19 protein-coding genes are annotated in these 17948 nt (G+C 69.0%); 12 read left to right on the top strand and 7 right to left on the bottom strand.

Going from position 1 to position 17948, the window contains the following annotated elements; all coding sequences use genetic code 11:
• Window positions 1-322: 322 nt before the first annotated feature.
• The 5 genes from J3P31_RS05830 to J3P31_RS05810 all read right to left on the bottom strand — a co-directional run bounded on the left by J3P31_RS05830 (window position 323) and on the right by J3P31_RS05810 (window position 6251).
• Window positions 323-841: a sarcosine oxidase subunit gamma gene (locus J3P31_RS05830; protein ID WP_210527466.1), complete on the bottom strand. Its 519-nt coding sequence runs from the start codon at window positions 839-841 to the stop codon at window positions 323-325.
• Entirely contained in the window at window positions 834-3821 is a 2988-nt protein-coding gene (locus J3P31_RS05825; protein WP_210527465.1) for a sarcosine oxidase subunit alpha family protein, read from the bottom strand. The genes J3P31_RS05830 and J3P31_RS05825 overlap by 8 nt, the downstream gene beginning before the upstream one ends.
• A complete protein-coding gene (locus J3P31_RS05820) occupies window positions 3818-4156 on the bottom strand; it encodes a sarcosine oxidase subunit delta (protein WP_210527464.1) in 339 nt (112 codons plus the stop codon). The genes J3P31_RS05825 and J3P31_RS05820 overlap by 4 nt, the downstream gene beginning before the upstream one ends.
• Before the next feature lie 135 nt (window positions 4157-4291).
• The gene (locus tag J3P31_RS05815; RefSeq protein ID WP_210527463.1) at window positions 4292-4921 is read right to left on the bottom strand and encodes a hypothetical protein; all 630 of its coding nucleotides are present in this window, start codon (window positions 4919-4921) and stop codon (window positions 4292-4294) included.
• Between the two features lie 82 nt (window positions 4922-5003).
• Window positions 5004-6251 carry a sarcosine oxidase subunit beta family protein gene (locus tag J3P31_RS05810; protein ID WP_210527462.1) on the bottom strand — a complete coding sequence of 416 codons (1248 nt, stop codon included), beginning with the start codon at window positions 6249-6251 and terminating at the stop codon, window positions 5004-5006.
• 174 nt (window positions 6252-6425) lie between these two features.
• Here J3P31_RS05810 and ccmI point away from each other — a divergent pair, with 174 nt between their 5' ends.
• From ccmI to J3P31_RS05795, 3 genes are read left to right on the top strand one after another with little or no spacing between them, the layout of a single operon-like run.
• Window positions 6426-7643: a c-type cytochrome biogenesis protein CcmI gene (gene ccmI / locus J3P31_RS05805; RefSeq protein WP_210527461.1), complete on the top strand. Its 1218-nt coding sequence runs from the start codon at window positions 6426-6428 to the stop codon at window positions 7641-7643.
• On the top strand, window positions 7640-8119 hold the full coding sequence (gene ruvX / locus J3P31_RS05800; RefSeq protein ID WP_210527460.1) for a Holliday junction resolvase RuvX: 480 nt from the start codon (window positions 7640-7642) through the stop codon (window positions 8117-8119). Before ccmI ends, ruvX begins: the two co-directional genes overlap by 4 nt.
• Window positions 8112-8342 carry a DUF1289 domain-containing protein gene (locus J3P31_RS05795; protein ID WP_210527459.1) on the top strand — a complete coding sequence of 77 codons (231 nt, stop codon included), beginning with the start codon at window positions 8112-8114 and terminating at the stop codon, window positions 8340-8342. Before ruvX ends, J3P31_RS05795 begins: the two co-directional genes overlap by 8 nt.
• A gap of 27 nt (window positions 8343-8369) precedes the next feature.
• On the opposite strand, the gene J3P31_RS05790 is transcribed toward J3P31_RS05795, so the two are convergent.
• Window positions 8370-8672, bottom strand: a complete 303-nt coding sequence (locus J3P31_RS05790; protein ID WP_210527458.1) for a hypothetical protein — start codon at window positions 8670-8672, stop codon at window positions 8370-8372.
• 111 nt (window positions 8673-8783) lie between these two features.
• Here J3P31_RS05790 and J3P31_RS05785 point away from each other — a divergent pair, with 111 nt between their 5' ends.
• The 8 genes from J3P31_RS05785 to J3P31_RS05750 all read left to right on the top strand — a co-directional run bounded on the left by J3P31_RS05785 (window position 8784) and on the right by J3P31_RS05750 (window position 14774).
• Entirely contained in the window at window positions 8784-9365 is a 582-nt protein-coding gene (locus J3P31_RS05785; protein WP_210527457.1) for an anthranilate synthase component II, read from the top strand.
• The gene (gene trpD / locus J3P31_RS05780) at window positions 9362-10378 is read left to right on the top strand and encodes an anthranilate phosphoribosyltransferase (RefSeq protein ID WP_210527456.1); all 1017 of its coding nucleotides are present in this window, start codon (window positions 9362-9364) and stop codon (window positions 10376-10378) included. The genes J3P31_RS05785 and trpD overlap by 4 nt, the downstream gene beginning before the upstream one ends.
• Window positions 10379-10433: 55 nt before the next feature.
• On the top strand, window positions 10434-11126 hold the full coding sequence (locus J3P31_RS05775) for a uracil-DNA glycosylase (RefSeq protein ID WP_210527455.1): 693 nt from the start codon (window positions 10434-10436) through the stop codon (window positions 11124-11126).
• Window positions 11127-11304: 178 nt separating this feature from the next.
• Window positions 11305-12114 carry an indole-3-glycerol phosphate synthase TrpC gene (gene trpC, locus J3P31_RS05770; protein WP_210527454.1) on the top strand — a complete coding sequence of 270 codons (810 nt, stop codon included), beginning with the start codon at window positions 11305-11307 and terminating at the stop codon, window positions 12112-12114.
• Window positions 12111-12584 (top strand): cyclic pyranopterin monophosphate synthase MoaC, encoded by a 474-nt coding sequence (gene moaC / locus J3P31_RS05765; protein ID WP_210527453.1) that lies wholly within the window; start codon window positions 12111-12113, stop codon window positions 12582-12584. Before trpC ends, moaC begins: the two co-directional genes overlap by 4 nt.
• The gene (locus J3P31_RS05760; protein WP_210527452.1) at window positions 12581-13759 is read left to right on the top strand and encodes a molybdopterin molybdotransferase MoeA; all 1179 of its coding nucleotides are present in this window, start codon (window positions 12581-12583) and stop codon (window positions 13757-13759) included. Before moaC ends, J3P31_RS05760 begins: the two co-directional genes overlap by 4 nt.
• A 64-nt stretch (window positions 13760-13823) precedes the next feature.
• On the top strand, window positions 13824-14525 hold the full coding sequence (lexA, locus tag J3P31_RS05755; RefSeq protein WP_210527451.1) for a transcriptional repressor LexA: 702 nt from the start codon (window positions 13824-13826) through the stop codon (window positions 14523-14525).
• Window positions 14526-14594: 69 nt separating this feature from the next.
• A complete protein-coding gene (locus tag J3P31_RS05750; protein ID WP_210527450.1) occupies window positions 14595-14774 on the top strand; it encodes a hypothetical protein in 180 nt (59 codons plus the stop codon).
• 286 nt (window positions 14775-15060) lie between these two features.
• On the opposite strand, the gene J3P31_RS05745 is transcribed toward J3P31_RS05750, so the two are convergent.
• The gene (locus tag J3P31_RS05745; RefSeq protein WP_210527449.1) at window positions 15061-16002 is read right to left on the bottom strand and encodes a substrate-binding domain-containing protein; all 942 of its coding nucleotides are present in this window, start codon (window positions 16000-16002) and stop codon (window positions 15061-15063) included.
• A 1151-nt stretch (window positions 16003-17153) separates the two neighbouring features.
• On the opposite strand from J3P31_RS05745, the gene J3P31_RS05740 reads away from it, so the two are divergent.
• Entirely contained in the window at window positions 17154-17930 is a 777-nt protein-coding gene (locus J3P31_RS05740; protein WP_210527448.1) for a helix-turn-helix transcriptional regulator, read from the top strand.
• Window positions 17931-17948: the final 18 nt, after the last annotated feature.

Here is a 17948-nt window from a genome sequence, read left to right as displayed (position 1 = left end):
TTGTTGTTCGGGCGCCGGTACGGCGCGCGACATAACAAGGCCCACGACGCCGTGAGGTCAAGGCCCAGGTGGCCGGTCGGGCGCACGGGGTCCTGTGCGCGGATGACGACCGATCCTCGCAAACGAAGTGGCCCTCGCGGCCGCATGGAGACGGACGGCGAGGGCCGGCCCGGTCCGCGCCGGGCCTGTAGGGCCGGTTCGCCACCGGCCGGGTTCGATGCTTTGCGAGTGCTCCTATAGATAGCAGAAGCACCCGAATCAGACAACTGGACACCTCGGGGACTCGGCCAAAAATGGCCGATCCGGACCTACTCTGGCCTACTCAGAAGTAGCCGACCGCCCCGTCCGCCGCCGACTGCCTGAGGAGCGCCAGGGCGTAATCCGCGACGGACCGGAAGCAGATCACCCGGGCGCCCTGGCCTTCGAGCCAGAAGCCAGCTGCGAACTGACCCAGGCGGCTGCGGCGGAACACGCCGGGACCGAAGGCCTCGGGATGCAGGTCGGCGGGAGTGAGCTTGGCCAGCACCTCACGCGCGCCGGGGCCATCGATGCGAAGGCACACCCGCATGTCCGACACGTCCGCCACGAGGTGATGAACCCCCTCCAGGTCCCCGGAAAGGCGCGCGACCGCGGCCCCGGCCTCCTGGCGCGGGACGAAGATCAGGAGCTCGTCCGGGGACATCCAGGCCAGGCCGCGTTCGGAGGTGCCCTCGATCCGCAGCCGCTCGGGGAAGGCGGTCCCTGTGAGCGAGGTCACGGCCGATCGCAGCCGTTCCCCGTCGTGGTCGCCGCGCAGGCTTATCATGCCCAGCGGCTCGGCCATGGTCACGACATCAGCCATTCAGCTTCTCCCCCGACTTGTCATAGAGCACCGGATCGACGATCCGCGCCGCGATGGGCTGCCCGGCCCTGTTCGATACCTGGACGACCTGCCCCATCCGCTCGGGCCCCTTCTCGATGATCGCCATGGCGATCCCGCGGTCGAAGGTGGGGGAGAAGTAGGTCGAGGTGACCCGTCCTTCGGTGTTGCGCTGGCCGTTCGCATTCCGGCCCTGCCCGATCACATAGGCCCCCTCGGGCAGCACCGACTTGTCGAGGCTTTCCAGCCCGACGAGCTTCCAGCGGTCCGGGGAGGACATGAAGGACCGCTCCTGGGCGCGCTTGCCCAGGTAGTCGGCCTTCTTCTTCGAGATGGCCCAGCCCAGGCCGAGGTCCTGCGGAATGACCGTCCCGTCGGTTTCCTCGCCGATCATGATGTAGCCCTTCTCGGCCCGCAGGACGTGCATCGCCTCGGTGCCATAGGGCGTGATGCCCCATTCGGCCCCCGCCTGCATTAGCGCCTCCCAGAGCGCGAGGCCCTGGTTCGCGGGCACCGCAACCTCGTAGGACAGCTCGCCCGAGAAGCTGATCCGGTGCACGCGGGCGTCGAAGCCGCCAAGCTGGCCTTCCACGAAGGTCATGAACGGCAGAGCCTCCCTGGACAGGTCGATGCCGCCCAGCTTGGCCAGGACCTCGCGGGCGCGGGGACCGGCCACGGCGATCTGCGTCCATTCCTCGGTGAGATTGGCGGTGTAGACCTTCCACTGGTGCCACTCGGTCTGGAGCCAGTCCTCCATATGGGCGTGGATGCGGTCGGCGCCGCCGGTGGTGGTGTGGCAGAGCCAGGTATCCTCGGACAGCCGGATCACGACGCCGTCGTCGATCAGGAACCCGTTCTCGCTGCACATGATCCCGTAGCGGCACTTGCCGATGGGAAGCGTGCTCATCACGCCGGTGTACATCATGTCGAGGAAGCGGCCCGCGTCCGGCCCCTTCACGACGATCTTGCCGAGCGTGGAGGCATCCAGGAGCCCCACGCCGTTCCGGACCGCGAGAACCTCGCGGGTCACGGCGGCATGGACGTCCTCGCCCGGCCGGAGATAGGCGAAGGGCCGACGCCAGAGGCCCACCGGCTCCCAGGTCGCGCCATGACGCTGGTGCCATTCATGGATGGCGGTCCGCCGGACCGGCTGGAACAGCGACTCCCGGGCGACGCCCGCGAGGGTGCCGAAGGTGATCGGCGTGTAGGGCGGACGGAAGGTCGTGGTGCCCACCTGCGGGATCGGCACGTGAAGCGCCGAGGACAGGACGGCGAGGCCGTTCAGGTTCGAGGTCTTTCCCTGGTCCGTGGCCATGCCGAGCGTCGTGTAGCGCTTGGTGTGTTCGACCGACTGGAAGCCCTCACGGGCCGCCAGTTCCACGTCGGACACCTTCACGTCGTTCTGGAAGTCGAGCCACATCTTCCGCTTGAGCGCCGTCTTGGCGCCTTGCGGCATGACCCAGACGGGCAGCAGCGGTCCCTCCTCGGCGTCGTGGGCCGATACGGTGGCGGGGGCCTCTTCGCCCAGCGCAGCGGCCCCGGCCCGCGCGCCGGAGGCGATGACGGCGCCGGTGCGAAGCTCGCCCTCGACCGAGCCGGCCGGGTGGACGAACGCCTGACCGTCCGGCCCGCGCGGAGCACGGCGGGGATCGGGCAGGAACATCGCCCGCGCGTCGTCCCAGGTGAGGCCGCCGCCGCAATGCGACCACAGGTGGACCGAGGGGGTCCAGCCACCGGACATCGCGACCGCATCGCACGGGATCTCCTCGATCGCGGCGCCTTCGCCGGCGAGGGCGCAAAGCTTCACGCCGGTCACGCTCCGCCGGCCCGTGACCTTGGCGATCCCCCGCCCGGCCTCGATCCGGAGGCCGAGATCGCGGGCCTGCCGCACGAGCTCTCCGTCCGGCCGGGATCGCGCATCGACGATCACCGGGACGATCAGCCCCGCGCGATGCAGCGCGAGCGCCGTGCGATAGGCATCGTCGTTGTTGGTCACGACCACGACGCGATCGCCGACGCTCACCCCCCAGTTGACGAGGTAGTCGCGCATGGCCGAGGCCAGCATCACCCCCGGAACGTCGTTTCCGGCAAAGGCGATGGGACGCTCGATCGCGCCGTTCGCGGCCACCACCCGACCGGCCCGGATGCGCCAGAGCCGCTGCCGCGGTCCGCCGTTCTCGGCCAGATGCTCGCAGGCGAGGACGTAGCCGTGGTCGTGGACGCCGCTCACCTGGGTGTTCAGGCGCAGGCGCACGTTCGGGAGGGCTTCCAGCGTCCGGACGGCCTGGTCGATCCAGTAGCCCGCCGGGGTGCCGTCGATCTCGGGGTCGTCGATGACCGCGCGACCGCCCCACCAGCCGTTCTGCTCGAGCACGAGCACCCGCTTGCCGGACCGCGCCGCCGCAAGGGCCGCAGCCAGCCCCGCCACGCCGCCCCCGGCGATCAGCACGTCCACGTGCACGTTGAAGTGCTCGTAGGTGTCGGGGTCACGCCCTTCCGGCACGCGGCCCAGGCCAGCGGACCGGCGGATGAACGGCTCGTAGACGTGCTTCCAGAAGGCACGCGGCCACATGAACGTCTTGTAGTAGAAGCCCGCCGGAATGAACCGCGCCAGCAAGGTGTCGTTCACGGCCCCGACATCGAGGTCGAGGTTGGGGAAGCGGTTCTGGCTGAGCGCCGTGAGCCCGTCGCGCAGGGGCGTCACGGTCGCGCGGTGGTTGGGCTCCATCCGCTCGCCGGCGCCGAGGTTGACGAGCCCGTTGGGCTCCTCGTGGCCCGAGGCCACCAGTCCGCGCGGTCGGTGATACTTGAAGCTCCGCCCGACGAGCATCTGGCCATTGGCCAGGAGCGCCGACGCCAGGGTGTCGCCGGCGAAGCCCTGGTAGCGGTGGCCGTCGAAGGTGAAGCGCAGGGGACGGGTGCGGTCGATCAGCCGGCCGCCGCGGCTCAGACGCGTGCTCATGCCTCACCTCCGAAGTCGCGCCACATCCAGCCCGGCCGCGAGGCGGTCACGAGGTCGCGCAGGGTGTCCGCCGGCTGGGCCTCGGACGCCGGGTAGGTGCCGAACACCTGGTTCGTCGCGGTGTCGCGGGCGGCGAGGAACCACTTGCCGCAGCCATAGGCATGTCGCCACCGCTCGAAGTGAGGGCCTTTGGGGTTCTCGCGGGCAAAGAGATAGCCCTCCAGCTCCTCCTCGGAGGAGCCAGGGCCGAAGCGCTTGAGATGCGCCTCGCCACCGGCCGAAAGTTCGGTCTCGTCGGCTTGGACCCCGCAATGGGGGCAGGTGAGGGTCAGCACGGCATTTCCTCGGAGTGATCGGAAACGAAGAAAGGCTGCCCCCCGTCCGGGAAGCAGCCCGCCCGTCCCCCGGGGGACGGAATGATGAAGAGGCGGCGCAAAGCGCCGCCCCGGGTCGGAGCGTCGAACGTGACCTTACTGGTCGGCCGGCTCGGTGCCGCCTTGGGCCGGAGCGGCGTCACCCTCGGTGGGAGAGGCCTCGGTCGCCGGAGTTTCGGTGATGCCGCCCGTGTCGGACGTCTCATCGGAGCCGGTCGCCGCGTCGGCTGCGGTGTCGGCCGCGGCATCGGCCGCATCGGTCGCAGCGCCGCCAGCCGCGCCAGTGGCCGCATCGCCCGTGGTGCCGCCCGTCGTGCCCGTCGCGCCGGTGCCGGTCGCGTCAGTGCCCGAGGTGCCCGTCGCACCGGTGCCCGTCGCATCGGTGCCGCCAGTGGCGCCCGCCGTTCCCGTCGCACCCGTCGTGCCGGTCGCGTCGGTTCCGCCAGTCGTGGCGCCTCCGGTCGTGGCGGCCGTATCGCCGGTCGCGGCGTCGCTGGCCGCGCCGCCAGCGGTGTCGGTCGTGCCCTCAGCCGCCGTGCCCTCGGTGGTCGACTCGGTTGCGGTGACGTTGGCGTCCTCGGTGCCGGTCGTCGCGACGGTGTTGTCGCCGGCCGACATGAACCACCACAGCAGGAGCAGCACCACCACGATGGCGCCGATGATGAAGGCGATCGTGCTGCCCGAGCTCCGCGGGGGCGGCGGAGAGGAGAAATTTGGGTCGGACATGAAGAAAGCTCCGTGGCTGTGTCGTGCGACACGGCAACGAGACCCGTTTCCGGCGGGTTCCCTTCTTCGTGAACAATAAGCGTCAATGCGCCACCCCTGCAGCGACGCTTTCGTCGATGAAGCGTCCCTCGCGGAAGCGATCCAGACCGAAGGCCGCGGCAAGCGGTCCGGGCTCGCCCTTGGCGACCAGCTCGGCCATGGCCCAGCCCGAGCCCGGAATGGCCTTGAACCCGCCGGTGCCCCAGCCGCAGTTGACGAAGCAGTTGCCAAGCGGGGTCTTGGACAGGATGGGCGAGCGGTCCCCGGTCATGTCCACGATCCCGCCCCACTGCCGCAGCATCTTGAGCCGCGAGATGATCGGGAAGGTTTCGATCAGGGCGCGAACCGTTTCCTCGATATGGTGGAAGGAGCCGCGCTGGGTGTAGGCGTTGTAGCTGTCGGTGCCGCCGCCGATCACCATCTCGCCCTTGTCGGACTGGCTCATGTAGCCGTGGACGGTGTTGGCCATCACCACCACGTCCATGCAGGGCTTGATCGGTTCGGACACCAGCGCCTGGAGCGGCATGGACTCAATGGGGAGGCGGAAGCCGGCCATCTGCGCCAGCACCGAGGAATGCCCCGCCACGACGATGGCGAGCTTGTCGCAGCCGATCGTGCCCTTGGTGGTCTCGACGCCGGTGACGTGGCCGTTGGCCGAATGGACGCCCTTCACCTCGCACTGCTCGATGATGTCCATGCCCATGGCGGTGCAGGCGCGGGCATAGCCCCAGGCCACGGCGTCGTGCCGCGCCGTGCCGCCGCGCGGCTGCCAGAGCGCGCCCAGCACCGGATACCGGGGTCCCTCGATGTGGATGATGGGGCACAACTCCTTGACGCGCTCGGGCCCGATGAACTCGGTCTCGACGCCCTGGAGCGCGTTCGCCTCGGCGGTGCGCTTGTAGCCGCGGACCTCGTGCGGGGTCTGGGCCAGCATCATGACGCCGCGGGGGCTGAACATCACGTTGTAGTTCAGGTCCTGGCTCAGGTCCTCGTACAGGCTGCGCGCCTTCTCGTAGATCGCGGCCGAGGGGTCCTGGAGGTAATTCGACCGTATGATGGTCGTGTTCCGCCCGGTGTTGCCACCGCCCAGCCATCCTTTCTCGATCACCGCGACGTTGGTGATGCCGAAGTTCTTGCCAAGATAGTAGGCTGTGGCGAGGCCGTGCCCTCCGGCCCCGACGACGACCACGTCATAGCGCGACTTCGGGGCGGGCGAGGACCACGCGCGGTCCCAGCCCGAGTGCTGCCGGAACCCTTCACGTGCGAGGGCAAAGACGGAATAGCGACGCATTTCGAGAGACTCATCCCTTGGGAGCCTGGGCGGCCCGCGGGCCGTGTCCTACTAGAGCGCTCGCGCGCTGAAAAGCGGTGCGGCCTGCGGCGCAACGCCTCGCGATTGCGACCTTTCGCGACAATCGCCACGCGGCTAGATAGGCGGCGCGCCCGGGGGCGCGGGGGAATTGAGATGCTCTTCTGGATCGTCGCGGGAACGCTGTCGGCCCTGGTCGCGGTGATGGTGGCGCGGCCCCTGCTCGCTCCGGTTCCGGGAGAAAGCGAGACCTCGCCCGACCAGGACATCTACCGCGACCAGCTGGCCGAGGTGGACCGCGACCTCGCCCGCGGCGTCCTGGCCCCGGCCGAGGCCGAGCGCGCCCGGACCGAGATCGCCCGCCGCCTCCTGGCCGCCGACCGGGCTGGCCCGCTGGCGCTGCGGGCCGCGCCCCGCCTGGCGAGCCTGGCGGCCGCGGTGCTCGCCGCTGTCCTCGTGGTGATGGGCAGCCTCGTGCTGTACGCCAGCATCGGCCACCCCGGGTCGCCGGACGACCCCCGCGCCGCCCGCCTGGCCGACGCCCAGCGGCTGCGCGACGACCGTCCGTCCCAGGCTGACGCCGAGGCGCAGGCGGCGAGCCTTCTGGCCACGCCGCCCCCCGACGTGCCTGCGGACTACCTCGAGATGGTGGACGAGCTGCGCCGGGTCGTGCCGACCCGCCCCGACGACCTCCAGGGCTGGGAGCTCCTGTCGCTGCACGAGGCGCGCCTGGGCCGCTACAAGGAGGCAAAGGAAGCGCAGCAGCACGTCGTCACCCTCAAGGGCGACAGCGTGACGCCGGACGATTACGTGGCGCTGGTGGACCGGATGGTCGCCGCCGCCGGCGGCGTCGTCACCCCCGAGGCCGAAGCCGTGCTGGCCAAGATCAATTACGGCGACCCGGACAACTTCGGCGTCCTTTACTACCTTGGCCTCCTCGAGGCGCAGACCGGCCGCCCGGATCGCGCCTTTCCGGTCTGGCGCAAGCTCGTGGAGGACGCGCCCGCCGACAACCTGCATCGCCGCCTCGCCGAGGGCGACATCGAGCAGGTCGCCTGGCTGGCCGGGGTCGACTACGAGGTGCCGGCCGCGCAGCCCGTCCCGTCCGGGGCCGAGGTCGCGGCGGCACAGGACATGACGCCGGAGCAGCGCCAGGAGATGATCCAGGGCATGGTGGACGGTCTGCGCCAGCGCCTCGACTCCGAAGGCGGCCCGGCCGAGGACTGGGCGCGGCTCGTGACCTCGCTCGTGGTGCTGGGCGACACGGACGGCGCCCGGGATGCGCTCGTCCAGGCCAAGGCAGCCCACCAGGGCGATGCGGCGGCTCAGGCGGTCCTGGACGACGCCGGACGCTCTGCGGGACTGACGCCGTGATCTGCCCGGACGCCGCAAGCTTCCGCGCCGCCCTCCCGCGCGACGGAGCGGTGGCGGGCCTCGACCTCGGGACGGTGACGATCGGCGTGGCGCTGTCCGACCTGCGGCGTCGGGTGGCGACCCCGCTGGAAACCCTGCGGCGGAAGAAGTTCACGCTCGATGCCGCGCGGCTTCTGGAGATTGCGGCGTCCCGCGACCTCAAGGGGTTCGTCCTCGGGCTTCCGATCAACATGGACGGCAGCGAGGGGCCGCGGGCCCAGAGCACACGCGCCTTCGCGCGCAACCTCGAACGGCTCACCGACCTCCCGATCATGTTCTGGGACGAACGGCTGAGCACGGTCGCCGCCGAGCGGGCGCTGCTCGAGGCGGATACGTCCCGAAGGCGTCGCGCCGAGATCATCGACAGCGTCGCGGCCGGGTTCATTCTCCAGGGGCTGCTGGACCGGCTGGGCTATCTGGAGGATCACGATGACTGACGAGGTGTGGCAACGCCCCGAGCCGCAGAGCCCGTGCCGGAAGATCTGCGTGATCCACCCCGAGGCCGGCCTTTGCGTCGGCTGCCTGCGCACGGCGGCGGAGATCGCCGCCTGGCCGACCATGACGGCCGAAACGCGGCGGCAGCTGATGGAGGAGCTTCCGGCCCGCCAGGGCCAGCTCACCCGGCGGCGCGGCGGGCGGGCGGCCCGGCTCGGGTCCTAGCGACGGCCCGGGATCGGGAGGGGACGGTCAGTTCCGGCCCGCGCCAGCCTCCGGCACCCGCGCCATCGAGGCCCCGGGATCGGCGGCAGGGTCCGCCTCCGTCCCGGGATCGGCTGACGCGGCTGGGGCAACAGCCTGGGCATCGTTGGCGGAGAGGCCGGGGGCGTCGGGCCGGGACGGGTCGCCCTGCGGCACGTTGGCCGGTGACGCGGAGGGGACAGCCCCGGATTGGGGATCGCCGGGCCGCTGGGAGTCCAGGACCGACAGGACCGCCAGGATCACGGCCCCGACCAGCAGACCCGACAGCGCGCCGCCTACAAATCCTCGCACAGCCCATCCCCCTTGCTTGACGCGGCCCGGTCCCCGGCCGCAGGGTTGCGTCCGTCCTTAGCGCAGGCTACGCGACCTCTGAAACCCCCTTGGACGCCGGGAGGTGCGGCCATGCTCCTGCTGATCGACAACTACGACAGCTTCACCTACAACCTGGTCCACTACTTCGGCGAACTTGGGGCCGAGATCGTCGTCCGCCGCAACGACGCCCTGAACGTGCAGGAGGCGATGGGGCTGAGGCCCGATGGGATCGTCCTGTCCCCAGGGCCCTGCGACCCCGCCCAGGCGGGCATCTGCCTTCCGCTCATCCAGGCCGCCGCCGAGACGAGGACGCCGCTGCTTGGCGTCTGCCTCGGCCATCAGGCGATCGGCGAGGCGATGGGCGGTCGCGTGGTCCGCTGCCACGAGATCGTGCACGGCAAGATGGGCACCATCCATCACAACGGCACGGGCGTCTTCCGCGGCTTGCCCTCGCCCTTCCAGGCGACCCGCTACCATTCCCTGATCGTGGAACGGGAGACCCTGCCCGACTGCCTCGAGGTCACAGCCTGGCTCGAGGACGGCACCATCATGGGCCTCCGTCACAGGTCCCTGCCCCTCGAAGGCGTGCAGTTCCACCCCGAGAGCATCGCCTCCGAACATGGCCATGCGCTGCTGCGGAACTTCCTCGACACGCTCCCGGTGACTGCATGAGCGAGGCGCTCAAGCCCCTGATCGCCACGGCCGTGGAACGTCCCCTCACCCGCGCCGAGGCCGAGCGGGCCTTTTCCATCCTGTTCGAAGGCGACGCGACGCCCAGCCAGGTCGGCGGCTTTTTGATGACCCTGCGCACCCGCGGCGAAACGGTCGAGGAGATCGCCGCCGCCGCCGCGCAGATGCGCGCGCGCTGCCACCGGGTCCGCGCCCCCGAAGGCGCGATCGACATCGTGGGCACCGGGGGCGACGGCAAGGGTACGCTGAACATCTCGACCGCGACGGCCTTCGTGGTCGCCGGCGCGGGCGTCCCCGTCGCCAAGCATGGCAACCGGAACCTGTCCTCCAAGTCCGGCGCGGCCGACGCGCTCACCCAGCTGGGCATCAACGTCATGGTCGGCCCCGCCACGGTGGAGCTGGCCCTTCAGGAGGCCGGGATCGGCTTCATGATGGCCCCCATGCATCATCCGGCCATGAAGCACGTCATGCCGTCCCGCGCCGAGCTGGGCACCCGCACCATCTTCAACATTCTGGGACCGCTCACCAACCCGGCGGGGGTGGACCGGCAGCTGACCGGAGCCTACGCCCCCCACCTGCTCCGCCCCATGGCCGAGACCCTGGGACAACTCGGGAGCACCCGCGCCTGGCTCGTCCACGGCTCGGACGGGACCGATGAGCTGTCCATCGCCGGCCCCTCCTTCGTGGCCGAGCTGAACCATGGCGAGGTGACGGAGCACGAGGTCCACCCGGAGGACGCGGGGCTCTCCCCCCATCCCTTCGAGGCCATTCTCGGCGGCTCGCCCGAGCATAACGCCGGAGCCTTCCGCGCCCTCCTCGACGGCGCGCCGGGGGCGTACAGGGACGCGGTCCTGCTCAACGCCGCCGCGGCGCTGGTCGTGGCCGGCCATGCGGCAAGCCTGCGGGAAGGTGTCGACCTTGCACGCGACAGCCTCGACAGCGGCGCGGCCCGGCGCCGGGTGGAGATCCTGGCCAGCGTGAGCCCGCTGCCCTGACGGAGCCTTTCCGCCCCGTCGCGCGTTGGCCCCGCATTCCGTAGCGGAGCCCGCCATGGCCAGCCAGCCCGATCTCTTCGCATCCTCCGCGACGCCGAACCTCAGCCCGATTCCCGACGCATGGGCCAACCTGCCCTTCTTTTCGGAGGACTGGCCCCGCATCGCCGAGGCCCTGGCCCGCGACCCGCGTCCGATCCTGCCGTCGCATGAACGGCGCTTCCATGCCCTCGCGCTGACTCCGCCCGACGCGGTCAAGGTCGTCATCCTGGGCCAGGACCCCTATCCGACGCCCGGCCATGCGATGGGCCTTGCCTTCTCGGTGAACCCGGATGTGCGTCCCCTGCCCAAGTCGCTGGCCAACATCTTCCGCGAACTCAAGGAGGACACCGGCGACACGCGTCCCGACGGCGACCTCACGCCCTGGGCCCGGCAGGGGGTCCTCCTGCTCAACACGCACCTGTCCGTGCCCGCCGGCGTCATCGGCGGCCATGCCAAGCTTGGCTGGGAGGCCTTGACAGGCCAAGTCCTGGCCCGCATCTCACAACGGCCAACGGCGTTCGTCCTTTGGGGCAAGCCCGCTCAGGCCCAGGCCAAGCATATCCGGGCGGGCGATCACCTCGTGCTCGCAAGCGCCCATCCCTCGCCCTTGTCGGCCAGCCGGGGCTTTTTCGGCTCGCGGCCATTCAGCCGCGTGAATGCCTGGCTGGCGGAGCAGGGCCAGGCCGCCGTGGACTGGGGCGCGACCTGACGGGCCGGAAGGAGCAGGGAAAGACCCGGGACGGATGCTCCACCCCAGCGGCCGACGCCTGCCGCAAAGAACGGCAAGCCGCCCGCGGCCTGCCCCAGCTTGTGGCCCCACGACCGCATTCCGGACGAACTGGCCCCCAATCCTTCCCAAGCCTTGCCGTCGCCGCTATCTCTGCGGCATGGACACACTCGATCGCATCAAGGCTTACAAGCTCGAGGAGATCGCCGCACGCAAGGCTGCGATCCCGCTCCCGGACCTCGAAGCCGAAGCGCGCGCCGCCTCTGCTCCCCGGGGCTTTGCCAAGGCTCTCCAGGAAGCAGCCCGCAAGGGATATGGCCTGATCGCGGAGATCAAGAAGGCCTCGCCGTCCAAGGGGCTCATCCGGGCGGACTTCGATCCGCCGGCCCTGGCCCGGGCCTATGCCGAGGGGGGCGCGACCTGCCTGTCCGTCCTGACCGACGCGCCGTCGTTCCAGGGGGCCGACGCCTATCTGATCGCCGCCCGCGCCGCCGTGTCCTTGCCGGTCCTCCGCAAGGATTTCCTCTACGACCCCTGGCAAGTGACCGAGTCCCGGAGCCTGGGCGCCGACTGCGTCCTGCTGATCCTGGCCAGCCTGTCGGACAGCCAGGCCGCCGAGCTCGAAGCCGCCGCCCGGGACTGGGGCATGGACGTCCTGATCGAGGTTCATGACGAGGCCGAGCTCGAACGCGCCTCGCATCTCAAGTCCCCCCTGATCGGCATCAACAACCGCGATCTCAAGACCTTCGAGGTGTCGCTCGACGTGACGCGGAAGCTTGCGCGCAGGGTGCCCGCCGACCGCCTGATCGTGGCGGAAAGCGGCCTTTCCACCTCGGCGGACCTGGCGGATCTCGCTCGGTACGGGGCCAGGGCCTTCCTCGTCGGCGAAAGCCTCATGCGCGAGGAGGACGTGGCCGCAGCGACCCGGCGCCTCCTGGCGACACCGATGTCGGCGGCGGGCGGGCTGTGACCCTCACCCATTTCGGCGAGGATGGGCAGGCGCGCATGGTCGATGTCTCGGCCAAGCCCGAGACTGCGCGCGTCGCCGTCGCCGAGGGGACGCTGACCATGGCACCAGCGACGCTGTCGCTCGTGCAGGAAGGACGGGTCGGCAAGGGGGACGCGCTGGGCGTGGCCCGGATCGCCGGCATCATGGGGGCCAAGCGCACCTCGGACCTGATCCCGCTCTGCCATCCCCTGCCCCTGTCGCAGGTCGCGCTCGACCTCGAATGCGAGGAGGATCTTCCGGGCGTCCGCATCACGGCGACGGTTCGGACCACCGGGCGCACGGGCGTCGAGATGGAGGCGCTCACTGCGGTCTCGGTGGCGGCCCTGACCCTCTACGACATGCTCAAGGCCGCCGACAAAGGCATGGTGATCGGCGCGATCCGGGTCCGGCTCAAGGATGGTGGCAAATCGGGCCGCCACGAGGCTCCATGATCTCCGTGGCGGAGGCGTTGGAGCGCCTCTTCGATCTCGCGCCGCCTCCCGCGCTCGAAGACGTCGCCCTGATCGAGGCCGCTGGTCGCGTGCTCCTGCGCCCGGTCCGGGCCCTGCGCCCGCAACCGCCGTTCACCGCGTCGGCCATGGACGGCTACGCGCTGCGGTCGGACGAGGCACAGCCGGGCCGTCGCTTCCGTCTCGTCGGCGAGTCGGCAGCGGGCCATCACTATGCTGGTCGCGTCGGCCCGGGGGAGGCCGTTCGCATCCTGACAGGCGCGCCCCTGCCCGATGGCGCGGACGCCGTGGTCATCCAGGAGGAGGTCACGGCTGACGGGTCGAGCATCGTCCTGTCGGACGGCGCAGTGGCCGCGCACACCCGCCCCGAAGGAAACGATTTCCCTGCGGGCGCCGAGTTGGCCGCCCCCCGACGGTTAACGCCTGCCGACATCGCGCTGCTGGCGTCTTTCGGGCGGCCCACCGTGCCCGTCGCGCGTCGTCCCACCGTCGCGATCCTGTCCACCGGCGATGAATTGGTGATGCCCGGCGGGACACCCCGGTCCGATCAGGTCTTTGCCGCCAACGCCTTCGGGCTGCACGCGATGCTGGTCGGAGACGGTGCCCGGCCGCGGCTCCTCCCCATCGCGGCAGACACGCCCGACGCCCTCGCCTTCGCGTTCGATACGGCTCGCGGAGCGGACCTGATCGTCACGATCGGCGGTGCCTCGGTCGGGGACCATGACCTCGTGGCCCCTGCAGCCCGCGCGGCGGGCGCCGAGATTGATTTCCACAAGGTTGCGATGCGCCCCGGCAAGCCGCTGCTGGCCGGCCGGTTCCCCGACGGGACCATGCTTCTGGGTCTCCCGGGAAACCCGGTGTCCGCCATGGTGTGCGGCCAGATCTTCCTGCGACCTGTGGTGCGGGCCATGCTGGGCCTCGAACGGGCCCCGGCCCCTCGAATGCTCGCCCCCCTCGCTGCCCCATTGGGCGCCGGAGGGCCGCGCGAGCATTACCTTCGCGCCATGCGCGAGCCCGACGGTCATGTACGCGCCTTCGACCATCAGGATTCCTCGCTGTTGTCCGTGCTCGCCCAAGCGGACTGCCTGATCGTGCAACCCCCCGGTTCCGGAGCCAAGAATGCGGGGGAAATGGTCGAGATCGTCCCTTTTTCATAGAACGTCTTGACACAAAACGAGAACGGCCCCAGAACATAGAGAAATCATGCGCGGGGTTGCGGCCATGTTGACCAAGAAACAGCTCGACCTGCTGGAGTTCATCGACCGGCGCCTCCAGCGCGATGGCGTGCCGCCCTCATTCGATGAGATGAAGGAAGCCTTGGATCTTCGGTCGAAATCCGGCATTCACCGCCTCATCACCGCCTTGGAGGAGCGTGGCTTCATTCGCCGGCTTCCCCACCGCGCCCGGGCACTCGAGATCGTGAGGATGCCAGACGCCCTGTCCGATCGGGGCGGCCGGTCGACCGGCTTCACGCCGCGGGTCATCGCGGGCGACAAGCCGGCCGCGCAGCCACGTGGGGCCATCGCCGTCGAAAGCGGCGGGGCCCAGGACATCCCGCTGATGGGTCGCATCGCAGCCGGTGTGCCGATCGCTGCGATCAGCGAAGTGGCCCGCCATGTCGCTGTGCCCCAGGCCATGCTGGCCCATGGAGAGCATTACGCCCTTGAAGTCCGTGGGGACTCGATGCGGGATGCGGGAATCAACGACGGTGACGTCGTCGTCATCCGGGAAACCACGACCGCCGATACCGGCGATATCGTGGTGGCTCTGGTCGACGGGCAAGAAGCTACCCTGAAGCGCTTCCGTCGGGAAAAGGGAATGATCGCTCTCGAAGCGGCAAACCCGGCCTATGAGACCCGGATCTACACGGAAAGCCGGGTAAAGGTCCAAGGTCGGCTGGTCGGCCTGATCCGGACGTATTGAGTCGCGGTCAGGGCCTACGGGCCCTGCCCTTTGTCCAAGAGCTTCCCAGAAGGGAAAGGGATGGAACAAATGGCGAACTCCAAGTTTTCACTGCACATGGAGCACGAGGAACAGGACGAGGGCCGGACGGCTTGGCGTTCGATTGGTGCCCTTACGTCTCAGTGGGTCACCTTGGCCGAGAAGCAGCAGGCCGAAGCGCGCCGCTCCGATGATTTCGTCTTTGAACCGACAGCTTGGGCGGCGGAGTAGCCCAGCGGAACGAGGCTGCCCGAGGCATGGGCCGCCGCCGTGGGCGGCGCACCCACAACGGCGTCAGAGCATGCCAGTTTATCTGGATGTTTAGGTCTTTGATCGTTCCTTGACGGCTGGACGGAGTGCCGCCGCTGCCAGATCGGACGGTCCGGAAGGTTTCTGGGGTTCATCTGAGGCGTGATAAGCTGGGCTCATCCACCTTGCCGGTTATCTTGGGGAGGACTTCAGGCTCCCCCCCGTCCATCCTGGCCGGTTCATCTCGCTGGGCTTACCGCCCGGTCGCTCAGTTCATGCCGATGAAGCTGGACATGTTGTCGGGCGTGACAGCCTCGAAGGGGATGTAGATGACCTGCTCGACAGGCTCGCCGCGCGCCAGCGCCAAGGCAGCATCCAGCCCGCCCTGCCCCTGCCCCTTGGCGTTCTGGAAAACGGTGACGTCCAGTTCGCCGGCCTGCATCGCCTGAAGCGCATCCTGCGTGGCATCGACGCCAACCACCACCACGTCGGCCATGTCGATCCCGGACGCCTTCATCGCTTGGATCGCACCGATCGCCATCTCGTCATTGTTTGCGAACACGACGTCCGGAATGTCGCCGGTCGACAGCCAGTTGGTCATGAGGTTCTGCGCCTGATCCCGCGACCAGCCCGCGCTTTGCTCGTCGTTCAGCGATATGAACTTGCACATGTCGGTGCCGATGACGTCATGAACGTCCTTGGTCCGCTGCACGGCGGCCTGATGGGCGAGGTCGCCCATAAGCATGTAGCCCATCGCTCCGGCCGCCTTTCCTGCCGCGCGCAACATCTTGCAGGCTTCGAATGCGCCCAGGGTGCCGGACTCGATCTCGTTGGAGCCGACGTAGGCCTGATTGTCCGGCATTGAAGACAGATCAGCCGGCTCGAGATTGACAAAGACGAGCGGGATCCCGGCCGAGGTTGCCGCCTGCGAAATGGCTGGCGCGGCGGCGCTGTCCACCAGCGTCACGATGATGGCATCCACTCCGGAGGCGATGAAGTTGTTCACCTGATCGAGCTGCCGGGCCACGTCGTTCTGCGCGTCCTCGACCTGCACGTCGACCCCATCGAGGGTGTCGGCATATTCCGAGATGCCATTCCGCAGCAGGGTTTGGAAGTTGTTGTCGAAGTTGACGATGCTAACGCCGATGGACTCGGCCGAGGCTCCGCTGGCGAGGACCAGCATGGTCGTGGCGAGAAGGCTTGTTTTCATGAATGTTCCTCCCTGATGGACGCCGGCTCGCCCGTGCTCTTGTCAGCCGGAACTTTAGGGCTCGGCGTCAAGTCGTGCCGAATGTCGAGGCAGCCGTCTGTCCGTCCATTGGGCGCGCGCGATAGTGGCCCGGTAGACATCTTCGGCCCAGCAATCTCTTCATTATGCGGCATCGGATTGCAACAATATGTTCCTGTCGTCTCGAAAATGCAGTTCACTTGATTTATTTTGAGGCTTTTTAGTCGCCGCCGCGAGCAGTCCAAAGAACGACCTTGTGGGATTTTTGAGGACTGATGCAAGTTGAAGCACCCGGAAAGCTTACTTGGGAGTTGGGCCGCTGCGGCGGGTCAGGGTGCCGAATCGGACGCGTCTGCACATGACCTGAAATGGACCTCATCGGCACCGACCTTCGGTCCGGCGACACAGGAACGCATGGCCGAGGTCGGGGCTATGCAGAGCGACGAGCCTACCAAGACGGGACTGGCGGAGGCCAGTGCAGACTTCGGGCTGACGCAAGGCAGTGTCACGGAGCTATCGTTACTGGATCTGAGCGGCTCGTCGAAAACGTGGAACTCGTCTAACCGCCGGGCGACGTGCCATCGTGTCTCTGTGGTCTCGCAACCGAGACGTTGGACCGTTCTACCTTGGCCCCGTCGCGCCCTCCGCTCCTTCAGACCGCAGTGAGTCCCTGACCTCTGATACCCGGGATCGCGCATGGCTGAACGATCGGCTGAAGCTGACTGACCGACCCTGTCCCGTGCGCTTTCGCTCGTGCGGTCGCTGGCGCTGGCGTCCGTGATCGAACTCAGTTGCGCCGTGGGATACCACCAGCCCTACGTCCGCGTTCCGGCATGGCGGTGAACCCTTCCGCACTCAGGATGCATTCTGACGAGACGCATCCCGACCATGTGACCCCCTTACGAGGATTACCGGGATGCAGTCCGCGGCCCCAAACGGCTGACCCGTAAGGAACGCTGCGGATGGATCGCAACCCGGGGCGACGGCCGGCGCTGAAGGGGGCCGGTGGTGTGGCCCACCTCGCACGGCGCCCCGTGCGCGCGGGCGTGGGATCGGGTATACGGCGGCCATCCGAAGGGGCGCGCGCCGCTCCTTGCTATGTGACGCCCGCCGCGCTCTCCAGAGGTCGCCCCATGTCCGCCGCTCTTCATGTACGCAGCTATGACGGAACCGGCGTGCTCCATTCGCATGACTTCGTGCAGGTCGTGATCCCTTTGCAGGGGGAACTGGAGATCGAGATCGCCGGACAGGGGGCGCGGCTGTCATCCACTCTGTCGGCCTTCGTCGCTCCGGGCGAGGCCCATACCCAAGCTGGCCACGGCGAGAATCTGTCGCTGGTGCTGGATCTGTCGGACGCCGGCATGTCGGGGACCTTGCAGGACAGGATGCAGCGTCAGCGTTACTTCGCTCCGCCCCGCTCGGTCCGGGGGCTGATGGACTTCGCTTCGCTGCGCATGGCCTCCGCCCACCTCGCGGAGGGTGACCGCGCGGCGTTGGCGCATCTCCTGACCTCGGCACTGGGCGAGCCAGATCCGACGCGCAGGACGCTCGAAGTGCTGCGGGATGCCGTTCGATCCGAGCCAGCCGCGGACTGGTCCGTGTCGCGCCTCGCACGGGAAGCCGGACTCAGCCGGTCGGGGCTGTATCGTGTCCTGGCCGATCAGGATGAGCAAAGCCCCGGCCGCTTCATCACGCGCGTCCGGCTGGACATGGCCCGCCGCCTCTTGGCGGACCGCTGCCTTTCGCTGGCGGACATCGCGCTGACCTGCGGCTTTTCCGATCAGGCTGCCCTGACCCGGGCCATGCGACGCCAGACTGGTCGCACGCCCGGGGCATGGCGCCGCCTGGCTGGCACGCACGGCCCACGAAATGGAACGATCGGGCAAGATCAGGGCTCCGGTGCACGATAGGTCGGGCGGGACGCTAAT

This window comes from Rubellimicrobium arenae, assembly GCF_017916275.1.
Taxonomy (GTDB): domain Bacteria; phylum Pseudomonadota; class Alphaproteobacteria; order Rhodobacterales; family Rhodobacteraceae; genus Rubellimicrobium; species Rubellimicrobium arenae.
Note: the sequence above shows the minus strand (reverse complement) of the source record. Positions and strands in the feature narration are given on the sequence as shown.